Source organism: Leptospira perdikensis (assembly GCF_004769575.1).
GTDB classification, from domain to species: Bacteria; Spirochaetota; Leptospiria; order Leptospirales; family Leptospiraceae; genus Leptospira_A; species Leptospira_A perdikensis.
In genome coordinates this window covers 1199035-1219137 of sequence record NZ_RQGA01000003.1, presented here as the reverse complement: position 1 = coordinate 1219137, position 20103 = coordinate 1199035, and the positions used below count along the sequence as shown (strand labels likewise).

The 20103-nt window shown below is 37.8% G+C and carries 18 protein-coding genes; 10 read left to right on the top strand and 8 right to left on the bottom strand.

Annotated elements, in window-relative coordinates; all coding sequences use genetic code 11:
- The first annotated feature begins 63 nt into the window (after positions 1–63).
- A complete protein-coding gene (locus EHQ49_RS07010) occupies positions 64–1587 on the top strand; it encodes a malate:quinone oxidoreductase (protein WP_135577645.1) in 1524 nt (507 codons plus the stop codon).
- Between the two features lie 30 nt (positions 1588–1617).
- Here the strand turns inward: EHQ49_RS07010 and EHQ49_RS07005 are convergent, their stop codons facing one another.
- Positions 1618–2871: an OmpA family protein gene (locus EHQ49_RS07005; protein WP_135577643.1), complete on the bottom strand. Its 1254-nt coding sequence runs from the start codon at positions 2869–2871 to the stop codon at positions 1618–1620.
- Between the two features lie 102 nt (positions 2872–2973).
- On the opposite strand from EHQ49_RS07005, the gene EHQ49_RS07000 reads away from it, so the two are divergent.
- The 5 genes from EHQ49_RS07000 to EHQ49_RS06980 all read left to right on the top strand — a co-directional run bounded on the left by EHQ49_RS07000 (position 2974) and on the right by EHQ49_RS06980 (position 9391).
- On the top strand, positions 2974–4155 hold the full coding sequence (locus EHQ49_RS07000; protein ID WP_135577641.1) for an NAD(P)/FAD-dependent oxidoreductase: 1182 nt from the start codon (positions 2974–2976) through the stop codon (positions 4153–4155).
- Positions 4152–5087, top strand: a complete 936-nt coding sequence (locus EHQ49_RS06995) for a sigma-70 family RNA polymerase sigma factor (protein ID WP_135577639.1) — start codon at positions 4152–4154, stop codon at positions 5085–5087. The genes EHQ49_RS07000 and EHQ49_RS06995 overlap by 4 nt, the downstream gene beginning before the upstream one ends.
- Before the next feature lie 180 nt (positions 5088–5267).
- A complete protein-coding gene (locus EHQ49_RS06990) occupies positions 5268–7556 on the top strand; it encodes an ATP-binding protein (RefSeq protein WP_135577797.1) in 2289 nt (762 codons plus the stop codon).
- A gap of 11 nt (positions 7557–7567) precedes the next feature.
- Positions 7568–8599, top strand: coding sequence for an MBL fold metallo-hydrolase (locus tag EHQ49_RS06985; RefSeq protein ID WP_135577637.1), 1032 nt, complete (start codon positions 7568–7570; stop codon positions 8597–8599).
- A 57-nt stretch (positions 8600–8656) separates the two neighbouring features.
- Complete coding sequence (locus tag EHQ49_RS06980) at positions 8657–9391, top strand: SDR family NAD(P)-dependent oxidoreductase (protein WP_135577635.1); 735 nt, start codon at positions 8657–8659, stop codon at positions 9389–9391.
- Positions 9392–9408: 17 nt separating this feature from the next.
- Here EHQ49_RS06980 and EHQ49_RS06975 read toward each other — a convergent pair whose 3' ends face one another.
- Positions 9409–10461: a BPSS1187 family protein gene (locus EHQ49_RS06975; RefSeq protein ID WP_425269828.1), complete on the bottom strand. Its 1053-nt coding sequence runs from the start codon at positions 10459–10461 to the stop codon at positions 9409–9411.
- Between the two features lie 145 nt (positions 10462–10606).
- Positions 10607–10834: a hypothetical protein gene (locus tag EHQ49_RS06970; protein WP_135577633.1), complete on the bottom strand. Its 228-nt coding sequence runs from the start codon at positions 10832–10834 to the stop codon at positions 10607–10609.
- A gap of 184 nt (positions 10835–11018) precedes the next feature.
- On the opposite strand from EHQ49_RS06970, the gene EHQ49_RS06965 reads away from it, so the two are divergent.
- Entirely contained in the window at positions 11019–12782 is a 1764-nt protein-coding gene (locus EHQ49_RS06965; RefSeq protein ID WP_135577631.1) for a GAF domain-containing SpoIIE family protein phosphatase, read from the top strand.
- A 67-nt stretch (positions 12783–12849) separates the two neighbouring features.
- Here EHQ49_RS06965 and EHQ49_RS06960 read toward each other — a convergent pair whose 3' ends face one another.
- From EHQ49_RS06960 to EHQ49_RS06945, 4 genes are all read right to left on the bottom strand, one after another.
- Positions 12850–14565, bottom strand: coding sequence for a methyl-accepting chemotaxis protein (locus tag EHQ49_RS06960; RefSeq protein ID WP_208732169.1), 1716 nt, complete (start codon positions 14563–14565; stop codon positions 12850–12852).
- Positions 14566–14875: 310 nt separating this feature from the next.
- Positions 14876–15259 carry a hypothetical protein gene (locus EHQ49_RS06955; protein ID WP_135577627.1) on the bottom strand — a complete coding sequence of 128 codons (384 nt, stop codon included), beginning with the start codon at positions 15257–15259 and terminating at the stop codon, positions 14876–14878.
- Positions 15260–15397: 138 nt separating this feature from the next.
- Positions 15398–15919: a hypothetical protein gene (locus tag EHQ49_RS06950; protein WP_244241380.1), complete on the bottom strand. Its 522-nt coding sequence runs from the start codon at positions 15917–15919 to the stop codon at positions 15398–15400.
- A gap of 198 nt (positions 15920–16117) precedes the next feature.
- Positions 16118–16339 carry a hypothetical protein gene (locus tag EHQ49_RS06945; protein ID WP_135577622.1) on the bottom strand — a complete coding sequence of 74 codons (222 nt, stop codon included), beginning with the start codon at positions 16337–16339 and terminating at the stop codon, positions 16118–16120.
- 311 nt (positions 16340–16650) lie between these two features.
- Here EHQ49_RS06945 and EHQ49_RS06940 point away from each other — a divergent pair, with 311 nt between their 5' ends.
- Both EHQ49_RS06940 and EHQ49_RS06935 read left to right on the top strand, forming a co-directional pair.
- Positions 16651–17379: an ankyrin repeat domain-containing protein gene (locus tag EHQ49_RS06940; RefSeq protein ID WP_135577620.1), complete on the top strand. Its 729-nt coding sequence runs from the start codon at positions 16651–16653 to the stop codon at positions 17377–17379.
- A 215-nt stretch (positions 17380–17594) separates the two neighbouring features.
- Positions 17595–18071, top strand: coding sequence for an SseB family protein (locus tag EHQ49_RS06935; protein ID WP_135577618.1), 477 nt, complete (start codon positions 17595–17597; stop codon positions 18069–18071).
- Positions 18072–18183: 112 nt separating this feature from the next.
- Here the strand turns inward: EHQ49_RS06935 and EHQ49_RS06930 are convergent, their stop codons facing one another.
- Positions 18184–18717, bottom strand: coding sequence for a gamma carbonic anhydrase family protein (locus EHQ49_RS06930; protein WP_135577615.1), 534 nt, complete (start codon positions 18715–18717; stop codon positions 18184–18186).
- Positions 18718–18874: 157 nt separating this feature from the next.
- Between EHQ49_RS06930 and odhB the strand changes: the two genes are divergently transcribed.
- Entirely contained in the window at positions 18875–20098 is a 1224-nt protein-coding gene (gene odhB / locus EHQ49_RS06925; RefSeq protein WP_135577613.1) for a 2-oxoglutarate dehydrogenase complex dihydrolipoyllysine-residue succinyltransferase, read from the top strand.
- Positions 20099–20103 lie beyond the last annotated feature (5 nt).

Genomic DNA, 20103 nt, shown 5'->3' with positions numbered 1-20103 from the left:
ACCCTAGTCTTTGGACAGGATGGGAATCACGAAAGTTGCCGATAAATAGACGGAAGGTAGAGGATGAAAGAAAAAGATACAGTTCGAACAAAGTCAGATGTGATACTCATTGGTGCTGGAATTATGAGTGCCACTCTTGGAGTTCTTTTAAAAGAACTAGCACCCCACCTAACAATCACTGTATTGGAAAGATTGGATGCGGCAGCACGTGAAAGCTCCAATGCTTGGAACAATGCGGGAACCGGACACTCTGCTTTCTGCGAATTAAACTATACTATTGAAAATGAAGACGGTTCCATCCAAACAAAAAAAGCTCTACAAATTGCTGAATGGTATGAAATTTCCAAAGAATTTTGGGGGTACCTTGTTGGTACGAAACGAATCATAGATGCAGATGAATTCATTCATTCAGTTCCTCATTACAGTTTTGTCTGGGGGGAAGAAAATGTATCCTTTCTACGCAAACGTTTTGACGCCCTAAAGAAGTATGAACTCTTTAAAGATTTAGTTTTTGCAGATGATGAATCAACTCTAACAGAATGGCTTCCACTAGTAATGAAAGGTCGGGACAATTCAGAACCACTCGCAGCAACCAAAATGGAATTAGGAACTGACGTTAACTTTGGCAGTCTCACTAGAGCTATGTTCCGTTATTTGGAAACATTTCCAGACGTTCATGTACATTATTTTGAAGATGTAAAAGACTTAGAACGAAGTGATAATGGATTTTGGCACCTAACTTCAAATAATATTCAAACCCACGAAAAGGAACACCATGAAGCTAAATTTGTATTTATTGGTGCAGGTGGAGGCAGTCTTCCCCTTTTAGAAAAATCGGACATCCCTGAAGCAGCTGGGTTTGGTGGATTCCCTGTAAGTGGACAGTGGTTACGTTGTCGCAATAGAGATGTAATCAAACAACATTTTGCAAAAGTATATGGCAAAGCAAATGTAGGTTCCCCTCCCATGTCTGTTCCTCATTTAGATACAAGGATCATTGAAGGAAAAAAAGAATTATTATTTGGACCTTATGCTGGTTTTACGACTAAATTCTTAAAAAAGGGTTCGTATTTGGATTTAGTGAAATCGTTGGAATTTGATAATATTTTTCCTATGTTATCCGCCGGTATGCACAACCTTCCTTTAACAAAATATCTAATCAGCCAAGCAATGCAATCGCATGAAGACCGGATAGAAGCACTTAAGGAATATTTTCCTGAAGTAAAATCTGAAGACTGGGAATTGGTAGTGGCAGGACAAAGAGTTCAAGTCATCAAAAAAGATGAAGAAGAAGGTGGCGTTTTAGAATTTGGAACAGAAGTTGTGTCAGCAAAAGATGGATCCCTTGCAGCCCTACTTGGTGCAAGCCCGGGTGCCTCTACTTCCGTTTCCATAATGTTGGAAGTATTAGCGGATTGTTTTCCAAAAGAAATGCAATCTCCTGAGTGGAAAACTAAATTAAAAACAATGATTCCTAGTTTTGGTGAATCAATGAAAGACAATCCAGAAATTTGTATCACAAGCCGGAGAAATACAGAACAACTTTTGGAACTAAACCAAGGAGTGAGTGTTAGCGCCAAAGTTTAAATTTGTAAAAATGATTGGGCTTTGAAAAAACTATTTATTCTTTTTTCGAAGTTCAATCACAACTTTTTCTTTTGAGTCTACTGTATACATGGCGGACCCTTGTGTAGAATCAATGATTCTTCTCGAGTTGACTCCCTTTTCCCGAAGAACCCGAGAAATCGCTTGGGACCGTTCAAATCCAAGATCATAATTTTCGTAATTTCCTGGAACATCTTCTCTGAAAGGTGTTGTATAAGTAATAACTAGAACATCAAAGTCCTTATACTCGTTTTCCAAACTACGAGCAATCGCATCTAAACGAGCTCTACCCTCCAAATGGATATGACTCGTCGGTAAATCAAAGATTTCACTCGCGAGGAACACAAAACGATCCAGTTTTGTCTCGGGCACCGGATCCTTTGTTTGGATTGGAATTTCGGAGCCAACGGAATCCGTCACCGTTTCCATTTTATTTTCAGGTTCCTTTGTTTTAGAACCAGACAGTGTAAAACTAACACCCATACCAAATTTCAAAAATGTTTCTGCAAAGTTTCCTTTATTTTTATGTCCTGAATTTGGTGCATCGTAATTCACCATATAAACATTTGAATGTTCTAATTCTGCGTTTACGAAAAACCGATTATTTAAGTGGTATCTAAAACCAAGAGCACCAAATACCCGATTGGTGGCACCTCCAAACAATCGTTCATACCCGGCTCCACCACCAATTCGAATATAAGGATCTATCGGATCATTGGGCTGAAAATGGAAAAATAAACTCAAGTCCCCAGAAGTAGAATTAAAAACATCCCTCCTTCTTTGGGTTGCTATATTATAAATTTCACCTTGATTCAATCGATTCAATAGTGTGCCATAATCTAACGCTAACAAAGAATAAAGTATAATAAACCTTTCATCAACTGTACGAAAATTTGAAGCAGTGATAGTTTGGTTCGAAACAGAGAGTCCAATACCGATATGTCGAAAGATTCCGTATTCAAATCCTAACTCGCCAACATGGCTCGAAAGTTCAGTATGCCTCTTAATGGCATTCTGCAAAAAAATATAATTTACGTAACTAGATGCAGCATCCGCATAAGGAGAGTTTAATGCCTGAAAAGTAGGAAAATTGGTTTTTTCGACCTTTTTTTCCAAGGTTCCCGAATTTTCTCCAATACCAAACGCACCATTTCCATAAAAAATCAAATTACCACGATCAAAACCTTCACTATAAACTAAGGAAAAGGGAAAAAATAATATAATTCCAAAAAAAATAAAATGAGATTTCCAATTCATTTTCTGCATGAGTGATCCTGAATAGTATCAGGTGTTAAATCAAGCTGAAATTTTTTCAAAACCCTGTCACAAAGCTCATGGCCTACTTCGTCTTTGTATCGAGGTAAAAAAATGAAACCCAAAATACTAATTTTAGGAGCGGGCTATGCCGGAATTATGGCTGCAAACCGCTTAGACAAACAAGTGAGAGATGCCGAAATTATCCTTATATCTGAATCCTCTGAATTTAAGGAAAGGATCCGCTACCATGAAACGGCAGCGGTTGGGCAAAAAAAAGAAATTCCAATCAAAAACCTTCTCCGAACAAGAGTTAACTTTTTAAAAACAAAAGTTACTGGAATTTATCCCAATGAAAAATCAATCAAAGTAGAATTTAACAACCAAAATTTAAACTATGATTATCTTGTCATTGCTCTGGGCAGTTCTGACATTCGACAAATACAAACAAAAGAAAATTCGATTCAATCCAAAGATGCTGTTTTAGAATTTCTAAAACAAAAAGAAAAATCTATAATTCAAAATCTCTGTATCATTGGTGGTGGGTTAACCGGGCTTGAACTAGCCACAGAATGGAAGTATTTTTTTCCGCAGTCGATGGTCACTCTTATAGATCGTAATGAACTTGGTGCTTCATTTTCTAAAAAAGCCAAAGAATATTTTCAAACTTATATGTTAGAAAATAAAATCAAAATCTTTGATAGAACTCAGATTAAAAAAATTGAGGGGAATGAAATCGAATTTGAAAACCAAACCAAACAAACCTATGACTGTATAGTCAACTGTACCGGTTTTCAAAGTTCTTCTCTTCTAAAAGAATCTGGGTTTCAAACCAATGACAAAAATCAAATTTTTGTGGACCCATTCCTTCGGTCTATCGAACATCCAGATGTTTTTGTTGCAGGCGATTCTGCCTATTTAGAAAATTCTATATTACGTATGGGTTGTGTGACTGCTTTACCGATGGGATCTTATATTGCTGACCATCTTGCCAATAGGATCAATGGAAAAAATCTTTATCCTTTTTCATTTCAATTTGTTGGTAGATGTGTATCGCTTGGTCGTGAAGATGGACTGATCCAATTAACTCATGGTGATGACAAACCGAAAGAATGCATTATCAAAGGGAAATGGGGGGCGCGTGTGAAAGAACTTGTCAATCGATTCACAATTTTTTCTCTATTGATGGAAAAACATCTTCCCTTCCGATTTTATTTTTGGCCCAAAGGAAATCCAATCCTTGGTGGAAATAAAGTTCCCTCAAATCCAATGAAGGTTGGAGATTTGTTTGTATGAATGACCTAGAATTTTTTCTAGAATGGAAACATTATCTTTTTTCCATAGCTTACCGAATTACTGGGAGTTATGTGGATGCAGAAGACATTGTTCAGGAGAGTTATCTACGATGGCTCTCCCTTGATAAATCCCCTATCCAAAACCATAAATCTTATTTAGGAAGTATAACAGCAAGACTTGCCTTCGATCTTTTAAAAAAAGCATCTAGAAAAAAAGAATCCTACATTGGACCCTATTTACCAGAACCAATACCAGAAACGGCAGATGTTTTAGATGATGAAAAGATTAACTTTGCTTTTTTGGTGATTTTAGAAACACTCAACCCAACAGAAAGAGCAGTATTCATATTACGAGAGTTATTCGATTTTGATTATGAATCCATTTCAAATATTGTTGGGAAAAATGCTGACAATTGCAGACAAATTTTAAGTCGTGCTCGAAATGCGGTCCAATCGCGAAAGAAAAAATTTGATCCAGACCCAAAACTTCATTCCAGATTATTGTTGGAATTTAGTTTTGCTTGTTATAACCAAGATACAAAATCTCTTACTCAATTATTACAAGAGGATGTGGTTGCTTTTTCTGATGGTGGAGGTAAAGTGCATGCGGCGAGAATTCCGATTCCTGGAATACAAAGGGTCATATCCCTACTGACAAGGACTACCGCAAAGGCAGCTCAATCCACAGAAATCTATTTTGGGTATGCCAATGGTTCTCCTGCTCTCATCGGGTATTCCGAAGATGGCCCCAGTGTTGTCCAAATTTTTACTAGTCAAGGAAACAAAATTGATACTATTTTTAATTTAGTAAATCCTGATAAACTAAAAGGCTTTCAAAATAAAGAAACCCTTCTGAAACTAGGATATCTACGAAAACCGAATTTTTTAGATTGGACTCTTGCCTATGTAAGGCGGTGGATTTCCTTTCAATAAAGTTCTATGAATTAGCTGTTTCTTTCGTCTCATAAGAGGAAAGCGATGAGGATACCAAAACCAGTTCTACTTTCAATTTTACTGATCCTCAGTGTCTGTAGTTGTGAACTTGAGAACAATACTCATATTCCTCTTGCGAAAAAAGCCGTATTGGATCTCCGAAATTGGAACTTTGAAACCATGGGGAATGTCTCACTCAATGGCGAGTGGAGGATTGATTGGAAGGATTGGAATCCAACAAATGATTCTCCGAACAAAGAATTTACTATTGTTCCAGGACATTGGAACAATTCTGCATTCGAAAAATATCCCGCAGGATTTGCTCGCCTAAGCCTAACCATCTTAGTTCCTGAAAATACAAAAACATTGTACCTCCAAAATGGAGTGACTCGTAATGCCTTTGAAGTCCTTGTGGATGAAAAAACAATATACAAATCGGGAATCATTGGAGAAAGTTTCTCCTCCGAAATTCCTCATCTCAATATCCAAACAGTTGCTTTACCTGATGTAAAAAACAATCAAATCCAACTCTCTCTAAAAATTTCGTGTTTTCACTATCATAATTGTGGAGTGGCAACTCCATATTCCCTAGGAACACATTCAGGTATCAGTAAATCTTATTTAGGAGCCATTGGAAGAGATATATTTGTTTTAACATCTTTACTTACATTAGCTTTTTTCCATTTTGTTTTATATATTTTCTGGAGAGATGAAAAAACCCACATCTTATTTGCAGCTGTTTGTTTTTTGGCTGCCATGCGTTTATTGAGTATTGGCGAAACTAGGTTTATCTACAACTACCTACCTCTAGGAGTTTACGAAACCATGGTACGAATCAATGGAATTAGTTTTGTTTTGGTTTATCTTTCTTTTGTTTTGTATGTAAAAGAAATCTACAATTCAGAAAAATATAAACTTGTTTATCGAATAAACTTTTTTGTCGCATCTTTGTTATTTTTTGCTTTACCCCTTAATCTACTAACCTTTTCTAAATTTTTAGCTTTTCATTTAGTTTTATCACTTCTTGCTCTTTTTGGTTTACTTTACCCTATCATTCACGGTGTTTTATTAAAAAAACCAGGAAGTCGCCTGTTTTTATTTTCAGTGATTGCAACTATGTTTTTATTTTCTTTAGATATACTCACCGAGTTTGCAAAAAAAGGGACCGCCTATCTTGCGCAATACGGATTTCTTGTATTTGGTCTTTCACAAGCTCTATTCATTGCAGACAGAATGATAGAAAATTTCAAAAACAAAGAAAGACTTAAACAAGAAAAAGAAAGTGCAGAAGCAAAAGTAAATTTCAAAACAACATTTCTTTCTACTATGAGCCACGAAATCAGAACTCCTATGAATGGGGTTTTAGGGATGGCTCAGTTGTTACAACAAACCAATTTATCTGAAGAACAAAAGGAATACTTAAACCTAATTCAATTTAGTGGAGATAATCTTTTATTACTAATTAATGATATTTTGGATTTATCGAAATTGGAGTCAGGTCAATTTGAATTACATTTAGAACCAGTCCCTCTTGAAAAATTCATGAAGGATTTTATCAATATTTTCAAAACACAAACGGATCCCAATAAACTAAAAATTGAATTAGATTTTTTAAATCCTCCACCTGCATTTCTGATAACAGACCAAAGACGATTCGCACAAGTTTTAACAAATCTTTTGAGTAACGCAGTCAAATTTACCGAAAAAGGTTCCATTACTGTTCTAGTTGAAACCATCATATTAAAAAAAGATATGGTTCGCTTAAAAGTATCCGTAAAAGATACCGGTATTGGAATTCCAGATGATCGAATGGGAATTTTGTTTCAACCATTCTCACAAGTACATTCTCATCTAACAGAGAAAACGATAGGTACAGGGCTCGGCCTTGCGATCACAAAAAAGTTAATCGAAGAGATGGGAGGTTCTATTTCCGTTCAAAGTGTATACGGACGAGGTTCTAATTTCACATTTCAATTCACTGCTCAAATTGGACCCGAATCATCAGAATCCGAACAACACTCTAATACGAAAGAAACCATTCCCAAAAGAAGTTCTGACTCTCCATTGGCCGAAAAATATCCTTTAAAGATTTTGGTTGCTGACGATGATCCGATCAGCCAGAAAGTTTCTAGTCTCTTTCTGAAAAAATTGGGTTATACCAACTTACAGGCTGAAAACGGAGAAAAAACATTGGATATCGTTCGTTCAGAAAGTCCCGATTTGTTATTTGTAGACATTCAAATGCCCGATATGGACGGAATCACCGTTGCTAAATGCATCCGCCAATCGAAAACGATCGCCAAACAACCTGTAATCATTGCCCTTACTGCCAATGTGATGGAAGAAGAAAAACACCGATGCCTTTCTGCCGGTATGGACGATTTTATGACAAAGCCACTTCTTTTACGGGACCTTGATTTCATGATTAGAAAATGGGCGAAAAGAGATTTGTCACCGTCCAATAGATAAGGACTACAATTTTGGCTACAACTCTCGGCAAACTTCCCCACGGCGACATTCTCAAACGAATTTCTATGTCAGAACACTTTCAATCTGGCAGTTTCCAAAACTTAGAACCAACAGAAATGTTAGCACCAAACAGCTCTTATTTTAAAATGGCCATCAAATATTGGCAAAAACCAAATTCCATTCGACCCTCCTCCCCAGTTCCATCCACAAAAATCAATTTAAAAGAACTTGATGCTACGAAACCTCAATACATCTGGTTTGGGCATTCCTCTTATCTTTTACTTGCAGAAGGGAAAAAAATTTTGGTAGACCCAGTTTTTTCTGGTTATGCATCCCCAGTTCCCTTTGCTGTACAATCTTTCGAAGGAACGGATATTTATTTACCAGAAGATATGCCCGATTTGGACATTCTACTCATCACCCATGATCATTACGACCACTTAGATTATGAAACAATTCTTAAGTTACATCCAAAAACAAAAACCATCGTTGTTCCGTTAGGTGTTTCTGCTCACCTTCTCTCCTGGGGAGTCCCTCTTTCGAAAATCATAGAATTAGATTGGTTTGAATCCAAAGAAATTGTTTCAAATCTCAACATCACTGCCACTCCTACGAGACATTTCTCCGGACGAAGTGTACTAAGGAACAAAAGTTTATGGTGCTCCTATGTTTTAAAGATTGGAGAATACAAAGTATTTGTGGGTGGTGACTCAGGTTACGGCTCTGTATTTGAAACCATTGGAAAAAAATACGGACCTTTTGATTTAGCATTTTTAGAATGTGGGCAATATGGTGATGATTGGCCTTTTATCCATATGCGTCCTGAAGAAACCGCTTTGGCAGCAAAAACCATAGGTGCAAAATCATTTGTTCCGGTTCATTGGGGAAAATTCATCCTTTCCCTTCATCCATGGAATGATCCCATCAAACGAGTGCTTGTTGCATCACAGGAATTAAAACTCAATTTACAAGTTCCAAAAATTGGGGAGAGTTTTTCTTTTACGGGATCTGGAAGTGTGGATGGATGGTGGAATTTTCAGTGACAAAGAAAGAGTTTTTCTGCCATAGTTAGATTCTAATTTTAACCTGGGTTTTAATCAATGAAACATACCTTAATCATTGGAGCCACTTCCGATATTGGAATTCATATTGCAGAATCTTTAGCCAAAAGAGGATTTCCTCTTTCTTTAACAGGCAGGGATCAAAAGAAATTAAATGAAATAAAAACAAAACTTAAATCCAAATATGCCATTTCAATTGAGACTTACGAATTGGATGTCACTGATTTTTCTTCCCATACAAAATTCTACCAGACTTTAAAAGAAAAACCAACGATCGCTTTTTTTGTGGCAGGTTATTACGAAGACCAAACAAAAGCCAGAATAGAACAAACAGAGCTCCTTAAAACCATTCATACGAATTTCACAGGGGCGGTATCACTCATCAATCTCATTTCCTTAGATATGGAAAAACGACAAGAGGGGACCATCGTTGCGATTAGCTCCGTAGCCGGAGACCGTGGTCGGCAGATGAATTATATTTATGGAAGTGCCAAAGCAGGTTTAACCACCTATCTTTCTGGACTTAGGTCTCTTTTGTTTTCAAAAGGTGTCCATGTCTCTACCATCCAACTGGGACCTGTGTATACAAAAATGTCTTTGGGACACAACCTCATTCCTTGGCTCACCTTACAACCAGAAGTTGCTGGTGAACTCATTGTGAAAGCTGGCCTTAACAAAAAGGATATAGTTTATATTCGGTGGCCTTGGCGTTTCATTATGGGAGTGATACGAATGATTCCCGAATGGATTTTCAAACGTCTTCCCCCATTTTAAAAAACAAAATCTAAGTTTTAAGGAAAACTAATATAGTTCCAAATGGTTTGAAACCCATTGACCATAGGACAACTATGTAAGGCAGCCGCCCCCATTCCATTACAAGCGCTCGTCACCAGACGGTGACTATTGGCATACGGAGCACCCACACTGGTGTTTGTTAGAGTTCCAGTCATAGAAAATTGGTTTAACCAAGCATCTGTTACCTGGTTTGTGTTTCCACTAAAGTTAGCTACCGTGTCATTTTCATGAATGAGTCCATAATACGATCCAGCAGGTGCTGTTTGTGCGCTCGCAAGCCAAGACGGGAGTGAAGAATACTGCAAACTATAATCGGAAACTCCGCTATAAATAGAAACACGAGCCACGGCTCTCCGTTTCCCATGATAGGCAGCATGTCCACTTCCTTGTGAATGACCACCTACATAAATCAAATTCCAATTGATATTGTTTCCCGCAAAAAATTGTTCCCAACCTTCACCTGGCCTCGAAGATACAAGATACTGAAGAAGAGCGAGTAACCTTCCTTCAATAGAATTGTTTACATCAACAGAAACATAAGGAGATACATCAGCACCAGTCACCACTTCATTACGTAAATTTTCAAAACAATTTGTATCAAACCTTGCATCTCCTTGGTTACAAAGACTATTCACAGCTTCCCCATTCGGATAACTGAGTCCAATGATATGATAGCCACGGCTGGCTCCCTGCTGCAGGATAGCACCTATTTCACAGGGACTGGAACCAGTTCCTGGATAAAACACAGAAAGGATATTTTTTCGACTAACGTTTGATTGTGGAGGATAAACCTGATGTGGATTATTATAGGAAGTAATGGCAGTAGATGTTTGCGAAGGTTGGATTTGTAACCTGGTTAAAGCTCCAACTGCCCCATTCGAAGGGAAAGTATTCTGTCCTGCACAAGATCTGGCATACAAACCAAGTCCGAGGAGAGTTACAAGGTCCTCTTTTTCATCTGACTCTTTTTTACAGGAAACAAGAACACAGAAAATACAAAAAATGATAACGAAGGAACGAATGGAGACAATAAAATTCAAAACACTCACCTAAAAACTAAATCCAAAGATTAGTTATAAGTAAAAATAATCGAAAAAGAAAGCAACTCATTATACACAAGTGATTTCGAATGTCAAAAACACTTATGCGGAAAGAACAAACAAAATGCTGATGCTATATGCGAATCAAAACTGATTACTTTAAGTTTTGCGATTGAATGAAACGTTGGTTAGTATGGGAAGTAACTCCCTCCACCGAGTAGATGGCCCATCCTTCCTTGGAATTCAAACGATTGACTGCGAAATGGTCAAACTCGCGAGTGGAAATCCTTTGTTCAATAATTCCAAACACTACTGACAGAATAGGAAGGAGGATATTTCTGACATCCCTAACCTCATCCATTTCCGTATCCTTTGGTATCATTCTAACTTCGGTAAACCCCGATCTCATTGCTACAGTAAATAGGAATGGGTGCAAATGTTACAAAATGCACAAAAATCAGAATCTCGAAGTATTTTTTCTAGCGATTTCCTAGCTTCAGAAAAAATCGGAAGTGAATTTCTAAATCGACGGATTGGAATCTAAGAGAAAAATGGGTTAAGTACCCATGTCTTTAGATTCGCAAACTAGCCTCAGTAAGTTTCGTAGCTTACTCCACATATCTTCCATTCTGAATGCAAACCTTGATTTGCACCAACTCTTACCACTCATCATGTTATATTCCAAAGACTTACTAGAGGCAGAAGCAAGTTCCCTCTTTCTTTTAGAAGATGAGGAATTTCTCTACTGCGAAGTAGCTCTTGGAGAGAAAGGAGAGATCATTCAAGAATACGCTAGGTTAGAGTTAGGTGAAGGAATTGTGGGGATGGTTGCGCGTGAGAAAAAACCCATTGCTTTGGAAGATGCTTACCAAGATCCAAGGTTCAATGCGAGTATGGACAAACGAACTGGGTTTAAAACCAAATCTCTAATTTGTGTTCCTCTTTTTATAGAAGACCGACTCATCGGAACATTAGAGGTCATCAACAAAACAAACAACCGTATCTTTGACGCTTCTGATTTGGAATACTTAATTTCCCTTTCGGAAGTGGCCGCCACTGCCATCCAAAACGCAAATATAAAAGATAGTTTAGACAAACGGATCCTGGAATTATCATTATTATACGAATTCGAGAGACTTTCTGTTTCTGAAAAAAGTTTAAATGAACTTGGAAAATGGATTCTCAATCGAGTATTAGAATACTTAGGCGCAAGTTCTGGAACCATTTATCTTGCTAATCCCGAAAAACAAGAGTTAAGTATTCTTTCTGCAAAAGGGATTCCAGAAGATGCATATGATCAAATTAAAGTTCCTTATGGAAATGGAGTCGCAGGTTGGGTCGCAGAAAAAAAAGAAAGCCTACTCATCCACAACTTAGATTTAGATCCGAGGTATAACAAACTTTCTCCTTATAAATTTGAATCCAAATCCCTGATTTCGGCACCACTTATTTTCCAAAATGAATTGCTTGGTGTCATCAGTATCAATAACAAAATTTCCGGATATGCTTTCCAACATTCTGACTTAGACTTACTCACAAATATTGCAGCAAGACTCAGTAGTACGATCAAAAATGCACAACTTTTCCACCAAATTGTGGATACAGGAAAAGAACTGAATCGTGCCAAAAACATCATGAAAAAAATCATGCCGTCCATCCTTCCGAGCTCCGACAAACTCTCATATGGTGTGGCGCACATCCCTCTAGAACAAGTGGGCGGTGATTTTTATGATGTTACACAACTAGAAGATTCTAAGTTTTCTATTTTGATTGCAGACATTTCCGGTCATGGACTTTCTGCAGCTGTACTTGCAGCGATGGCACATATGGTTCTGAAAAACTTTGAACCAGATATCAAACTCAGCCCTTCTTTATTTTTAACAACACTGAACCATATGTTGTATGGAAAACTGGCAGGGAACTTCCTTACTGCTTTCTATGGGATCATTGACTTAAAAACAAATACCATCCTTTGTGCCAACGCAGGTCACCATGCACCATTTTTATTGAATAAAAAGGACTCTCCAATGATTCAATTAGATGTGAAAGGAAAAATTTTAGGCCTCATTCCTGATTTGTTTTATGAAGAAAAGACTTTCCCGTTTGCGCCTGGGGATCGGCTAGTGATGTATACGGATGGAATCACAGAACATATGTCAAAAGACCATAACAAACGTTATGATGAAGAATTATTTCAAAAAGCGATCCAAAAATCAAAACCTTTGAAAACGCAGGAGTCTGCTGACGACCTCATCCGAGATGCAAAGAATTATGTAGGGTCAAACGAATTTGCCGACGATGTCACAGTTTTGTTAGTCGATCGAATTTAAAAATAAAAAACAAAGAACCACTGCTAATAATAAAAGTGGTTCGGGATTTTCATTTTTTAAATAAAATTCACGGAATCAATTCTAAACTTTCATTATTACCTGTATGATAATGTTCTACCAAATCCATTATTTTTTTGGGTTCAGAAACCACCAGAGAACTCTTTTCATAGAGTGTTTCTGATTTAAAAGCAATCACCTGTGCCTGTTCAGACAATGCAAGTAGGATATTTGAAATTTGTTTAGATGCAATTCCTGCTTCTAAAACCGAGTGATCAATTTTTTTTACCTGATCGTCCACGGACTCCAACTTAAATTTAACACGAGTAGATTCTTGTAGATCATGATACAAAGAAGCAGTGACTTTGTTTAAAATGGATTTAATTTCATGAAATAAGTCCGATAAAGAAAAAATTTCAAGAGAAGCCTCCCTAACTTTTGTGGACGTTGTTTGAATCACCGACAATGTTTCATCAACATAATTTTTGATTTCTTCTGCAGAAACAGCTATTTGTTCATTTAAACTCATCATTTCTTTTGCCACGATAGCAAACCCGGCACCGACATTACCGGCCCTCGCTGCCTCAATGGATGCGTTTAAGGAAAGTAAGTTGGTTCGGTCAGCAATCTCAGTAATAATTGAAACTATGTTCAAAATTTTACCTGAAACATTTTTAATAGCATCAATCCCCTCTAAGGAATCAGAGATTTTTTGTTTTCCTAAATCTGCTTTTTTGGTAGATGTTACTGATAACTCATCCAATCCTTTTAAAGCATTTTGTGTCCCACTTAAATTTTGATTCACCGCATTCATATAATCTTTAATATCTGACATGATCACGGAATGGTCTGCAGTGATCTGTTTGATATTAGTGAGTGCCGAAGTAAGGTCTTCCATACAAGCGGCTGCTTCCTCACTTCCTGAGGCCATAGAACGTGTGGAGGTAAAAAAGTGATTGGTGAGGTCTGTCAGCTCTTCAGAGATTCGAATGGAAACATGGCTTGCCTTTTGAATTTGAGAAATAATCCCCCAAAGATTGATGCTCATACTTTTCATTGAGAGTAACATGATTTTTACTTCATCCCGACTATCATTTTGAAAATGATCCGGATATTGGAATCTTCCGGAAGCTACTGAAATCACTGATTCCGTGGCTCTCTGTAATTTTTTATTTTTTTGCGAGAGAATTAGAATAAAACCAGAACCGATCAATATTTGTGAAAAAAATAAAAAACCGCAGTACAACGGTTTTTCGGGAAAAAGAAAAGAAAAAAGGCCTAAAAAGGGAAGAGAGATCAAAACAACCAGGAAGACATCCATGAATTTGATGGTTCTAAGATTCTTAACGACCTTATTTTTTTTCCAAAAGAAAAGGGAACGTTTTCCCATCTTTTGATATAGTTGGTCATAAAATTCTTTTTTTGCATCGGGTAACTTTTTTCGAACAGACACATAACCAACAACCTTTCGTTCCTCATTGAGGATAGGAGTGATAGTGGCATCGACCCAATAATAATTGCCTGATTTGGCTCTATTTTTCACAGCCCCTGTCCAAGGAAGTCCAACTTTAATATAATCCCAAAGTTCAGCAAAAACTACCTTGGGCATATCGGGATGTCTCACTATGTTATGTGGTTTTCCAATCATTTCTTCGGCGTCGTATTCGGAGATTCTTGCAAAGTCAGGAGAAACATAGGTAATCAAACCTTTAGCATCGGTACGAGATATAATGACATCCGATTCCGTAAGAAAATTTTCCAATAAATTCACTTTTATATTTTTCAACTTTATATCCTTAGTCGCGATATTAAACCTGATATACGATGATCCACATCAGATATCTGAACTTAGTATCATTCAAAATTATCAACTAACATGTTATAAACTAAGAATATGGGATTTTGTAGCAACTCGGTTGTCATTTTTTTATTCACGAACCGAATTGATATTTGTCAATGAGGCTTAAGGGATTCTACTTAGTTTTGTAGACCATATCCAATCAGTAAACCTGTTTATTCATTTGGTATTATCTAGGTGAACCCTATGATCTTCAAGGTAAGTTTTTCGATACGAATCTATATCAACCTTCCGCATCTTACGGAAGTGGATGACTGGTCATCGGTTCTAATTTACAGCTAGCACTAAGGAGCAATGTCCCAGAAGGATCTCTTGTAGCAATAAGGTAACTTGAAGAAAGTGCGATACAGGCTTTCGCTTTCTTTTTGTTAAATGATAGATCCCTTTTTTGATAACTCACTCCCATGGCATCAGGCCAACGAGTCAGTACGGCAAGGTCTGACAATCGTCGAGAAAAATTGTAACTGTCTTTTGCTAAATCTTGACCATAAATTCCAATGTATAGGGAAGTTTCATCGAAAATGTCCCGACCAAGTATGGTTTCTTCTCCGATACCGGATTTTCCTAGATTATTACACTGAGTCAAAAACAAGGCAAACAAAAATAAATAGAGTAATCTCACCAGCTAACTTTGAAAAATAAGCCTCAAATCGTCAACTAACAAAAGCATCCGCAGCCGTAAATGTAATGATGCAAAGATATTTTATAGACCCTTTATATCTTCATTCCTCATTCTAGCTTTTAGAGAAACAATCGAATCCTATAACTCCATAAGTTCTTTACTGAGTGTTTGAAACTTCTGAAGTAACTCTGGGTTTTCTTTACAATCTTTTATAACATCGGCTTCAAATGATTCCACTAACAAACGTATGGAGGCACTAGAAGTAGTGTCATTGATCCCTCCGTCAAATGATTTAGATACGATGGGCAAAACGAGATAAAATGGAATTGTTAACCAAGAAATAATCCTTCTTCCTCGAATGGGATAAGTATAATCTCTAATAATTTTTCTGCTATCTCTATCATAAAGGGCGAAGGTCACATTAGAATGAGATTCTTCGAAAGAGGGAAAAATACCTAAAGTCAGCAGAAAAAGCAGGGCCGATATGCCCGCGTGATTCATTCCTGTCGATGTTGTGTAGGTTAAATCAAGTTTTGATGTTTTACTCAAACCAAACAATTTTGATTTTGCCAATTCGTATTCAACGGCAGGGGAATTATATAAATTAGGTTTTGCTGCTTCTTCAGAACGAATCAGGTTGAATCGGATCTTTCCTTGCATCAGTATTTCACCGGTGTTGGAGTTATCAGAATTTCGATTCGCTATGGAAAAGTAATGTAGGTTACAAGAAAAACTGAATGATAAGGCAAACACCAAGGCCAATTGGAAAAATAATTTCATAATGTAAGGATATTTTGCGTAACCGCAGAACCTGGTGCAAGCCGATTTCCTAGACGGGAAGTGACCGAAACAAATCGATCAATGCGAATACAAAGCGCCCACACAGGTTCCGCATATATCGGAATCCGCATTTGCCGATTTGGCCACAGCCACTCGGATTTTTTTTAGATCCAACCTTAAAGATGATTTTTCCATCGTGTGTTTGGAAGGATCAAAACCACAAGGGAATGATTTCACTCCGCCCTTCTCTACTTGGATATGTGCCAGTTCTACAGATTCAAAACGAATGAGTGTGTACAAATTTTCCTCTCTATCTTTTAAGAATCATATTTTAGCCCGTAATGGCGAATACAAATAAAAAACTGGGAATTTATTCTATATAGCACAAAGAGTGTTTACGGAATTCGGAAAAAGTTCAAACAAAGGAAAGCAAAAAAGCGCAGAAGCTGTATAAGTATGTATCACTCAAGAAACGCGTTTTTGTTAATAAAACTCTCAAATTTACACAAAAAACCGAATATAATTGTTTACTTCATGAGCCCATGAAGTCGAATATTGCGAGTTATGCGAAAGTTTACAGTCTTATTATATATTTAAAAAAGGATTAAAATATGAAAAAATTAACAATATTTCTAGCTATTATAGTTGTAGGATGCTCAACGTCTGCAGACAAAATCGTTCAAAAATATAACCAAAGCATGACTATATCTGATCAAGAAAGATCTGATTGGTTTCCTAATTCTGAAAGTGCCAATAATTACGAGAAAGCATATAAATCCCCCCTCTACTATGCTACTAGTTTTGGTGACTTTGAAACATTTAATTATCTAATCAATATTGGCGCTGATTATCAAATTAAAGATTTGTTTGGGAATAATTTACTTAGCGTCGCTGCCGGACTTATGAGGTTTGATGACAATTGCAAAAATCAATGCCTAGAAAATAGAATTAGCAATAAACTGAAAATTATCAACTTTCTAAAAACCAAAGGACTTTCTCCATTAAACAAAGACGGTGAAAACGTAGCAGTTATTTCGGCAATTAGTTCTGCCTCTTACGAACCGATTCCTCTGCTTTTTTCAGAAGCTGATTTAAAAAATAATTCAACACGCTTAGGCAATGAACTTATTGGGTGCTATCGGCCCGATGAAGATCTTTATTATTCTGGATTCCAAGATCAAGCAGAAACAAGATATCGAGATAAAATTAAAATACTAAATTTCTTTAAAAACAAAGGTGTTAAGTTTGATAAAGGTAGAATTTGTAAATTAGAAGGCTTTGAAAAAGGTAATCTTCTTAAAATCAAGCTGGAGTTTATTGCTCAAGCAAGACAAATGTAATTCACTAAAAAAGCAAACCTTCGCATAACTTCCATGTACGACATTAAACTGTTTCTCTGGTAATGCTATTTTTATGGTTGGGAAATTGTCAGCAAAGAGATTATATCAAAAACATAAGATAATTTACAAAACTTTTAAAAGAGAACCTTTTTGAAAAAAATGTCCCATTCAGGTTCGAACTGTTAATATTTCAGTATGTAAAAAGGAAAATCGATATGGGTTTGTTCAATAAAATATTCAAAAAGAAACTAGATTATCAACCACCAATACAAAATAATGCGGCAAAACTTCTAGAAAATCATGATGGGATTTCCCTACTTGATAAACATGAAAAGGGTTTACTTGATGACAAATCGTTTCTTAGTTCTTTTGGTAAAGTTAAGGTTTTTTATTCAACACCTTTCGGAGACCATAAGGATGGAAGTAGCAGATTGTTTGTTCTTCCTGCACCGGACAAGACGGCATACCTCCCTGTTTTCACTTCAACTGAGCGAGCAATGGAATTCTATAATGAAGCTGGCAGACTAGGTTTTTTATTAATGGAAGATTCATTTGTATCATTTCTTGAAACAACGAAAAAAATAAACGAAGGTAATACTCCGATAAAATTGGGCGCAGTGATAGACCCTGGATATTACGGTGTAACCGTTAACGCAAACGTGCTCGATACTGTGATCGATATGACAAAATAAACATACGATAAAAAAATGTTTTGGATGTTAATGACAGGGCACAAGGGATAGAAGCGGAAATCCTTATCGCAGGATGCGATAAGACTTGCGCGAATAGCGCGGTCCCTTTCCGTTAGGAAAGGGATGTGCCCCCAATCCCTTCATTGCGATAGTTTTCTTTATACTTGGCATAGTTGTTTGCGGTGCGAGTGATGATCTCGCGGTCCTTGTCTGTAATGTCGCGGATGATTTTGGCGGGGCTTCCCATGATGAGAACTCCTGGCGGGATTTTTTTCCCAGGAGGAACGAGGGAACCTGCACCCACAAAGGACCACTCTCCGATCTCTACATCGTCCATAAGCATGGCCCCCATCCCCACAAAACTATGATCCCGCAAAACACAACCGTGGATGGTCGCATGGTGGCCAATGGATACATAATCTCCAATGGTGACGGGAAACAGATCTCTTGCCACATGTACCAAAGTCATGTCTTGAATGTTGACATGTTTGCCAATCGTGATGGTATTTACGTCACCACGAAGTACACATTGGAACCAAATGGAAGACTCTTCGCCAATCGTGACTTTTCCAAGTACGTCGGCAGAGGGTGCCACCCAGGCCGTGGGGTGGAGGGAAGGTGTATGGCCTTGAAAAGAACGGATCATTCCTCTAAGCACAGGCAGTCCAACTGAAACTCAAGGCCTTTTCGTTTTTTCCGCTTGCGTTTTTACCTTCAACTAAGTTACCGTAGTCTTAGATTCAAATGGGATCTCTCTCCTCAAAAACGCTATTTTTCTCTAAAAACCTGCTAAGGAATATTTCATGGCAATAGAAATCAAAGTCCCCGAGATGGGGGAATCCGTAACCGAAGCGACTATCAGTGCTTGGACCAAAAAAGAAGGCGATGCCGTAAAAGTAGACGAAGTGCTCGCTATTTTAGAAACAGACAAAGTCTCATTAGAGATCCCTGCTCCCACTTCCGGGGTTTTAAAATCCATCTCCAAAAAGGTCGGGGATGTAGTTCACGTGCGTGATATCATGGGTACCATTGAAGAAGGTGCTGTGGCATCGGCTCCTGCGAGTTCCACTGTCCAAGCTCCGAAAGCGGAAACACCAAATGCGCAACCTAACACGGGCAAAGTGAATGAAGAACTTCCTCCTGCTGCTCGTAAACTCATCGAAGAAAACAAATTAGATATTTCAAAAATCACGGGAACTGGTCGCAACGGACAAATCACAAAAGAAGATGTGATCCTTTTTATGGAAAAAGGTGGCGCTGCCGGTGCTCCGAAAGTAGCAACAAGCCCTGAGATTCCGAAAGCGGTTGTGGTTTCGGCAAATGCCGGTCCAAGAGAAACCGTTGTGCCGATGACAAAACTTCGCCAAACCATCGCTAATCGGTTGGTGAGTGCACAACATACGGCAGCCATCCTTACCACTTTCAACGAAGTGGATATGTCTCCGATTATGGACCTTCGTAATAAATACAAAGACAAGTTCAAAGAAACTCACGGTGTGGGTCTTGGATTCATGTCACTTTTCACCAAAGCAGTGGTGGCCGCTCTCAAAGCATATCCTGCCATCAATGCAGAAATTCGCGGAACAGACATCGTCTACAAAAACTTCTATGATATCGGAGTGGCTGTGGGTGGACCCAAAGGTCTTGTGGTTCCGATTGTGCGTAATGCCGACCTACTTAGTTTTGCTGGTGTGGAACAAGAGATCGCAAGACTTGCCGGCAAAGTCAAAGACGGAAAAATCTCTCTCGAAGACATGGAAGGTGGGACTTTCTCCATCTCCAATGGTGGTGTGTATGGATCGATGATGTCGACACCCATCCTCAACCCTCCACAATCGGGAATTCTTGGAATGCACAATATCGTCAAACGCGCGGTAGTTGTGAATGACCAAATTGTCATTCGCCCTATGATGTATTTGGCTCTTTCTTATGACCACAGAATTGTGGATGGAAAGGAAGCGGTTCAGTTCCTTGTGAAAATCAAAGAAATGGTAGAGGACCCAACTAGACTCCTCTTTGAGGTTTAAGGATT

Coding starts and splice junctions, on each gene's coding strand:
- EHQ49_RS07010 (WP_135577645.1), top strand. CDS start 64: ATGAAAGAAAAAGATACAGTTCGAACAAAGTCAGATGTGATACTCATT.
- EHQ49_RS07005 (WP_135577643.1), bottom strand. CDS start 2,871: ATGCAGAAAATGAATTGGAAATCTCATTTTATTTTTTTTGGAATTATA.
- EHQ49_RS07000 (WP_135577641.1), top strand. CDS start 2,974: ATGAAACCCAAAATACTAATTTTAGGAGCGGGCTATGCCGGAATTATG.
- EHQ49_RS06995 (WP_135577639.1), top strand. CDS start 4,152: ATGAATGACCTAGAATTTTTTCTAGAATGGAAACATTATCTTTTTTCC.
- EHQ49_RS06990 (WP_135577797.1), top strand. CDS start 5,268: ATGGGGAATGTCTCACTCAATGGCGAGTGGAGGATTGATTGGAAGGAT.
- EHQ49_RS06980 (WP_135577635.1), top strand. CDS start 8,657: ATGAAACATACCTTAATCATTGGAGCCACTTCCGATATTGGAATTCAT.
- EHQ49_RS06970 (WP_135577633.1), bottom strand. CDS start 10,834: ATGATACCAAAGGATACGGAAATGGATGAGGTTAGGGATGTCAGAAAT.
- EHQ49_RS06965 (WP_135577631.1), top strand. CDS start 11,019: ATGTCTTTAGATTCGCAAACTAGCCTCAGTAAGTTTCGTAGCTTACTC.
- EHQ49_RS06950 (WP_244241380.1), bottom strand. CDS start 15,919: ATGCAAGGAAAGATCCGATTCAACCTGATTCGTTCTGAAGAAGCAGCA.
- EHQ49_RS06940 (WP_135577620.1), top strand. CDS start 16,651: ATGAAAAAATTAACAATATTTCTAGCTATTATAGTTGTAGGATGCTCA.
- EHQ49_RS06935 (WP_135577618.1), top strand. CDS start 17,595: ATGGGTTTGTTCAATAAAATATTCAAAAAGAAACTAGATTATCAACCA.
- EHQ49_RS06930 (WP_135577615.1), bottom strand. CDS start 18,717: ATGATCCGTTCTTTTCAAGGCCATACACCTTCCCTCCACCCCACGGCC.
- odhB (WP_135577613.1), top strand. CDS start 18,875: ATGGCAATAGAAATCAAAGTCCCCGAGATGGGGGAATCCGTAACCGAA.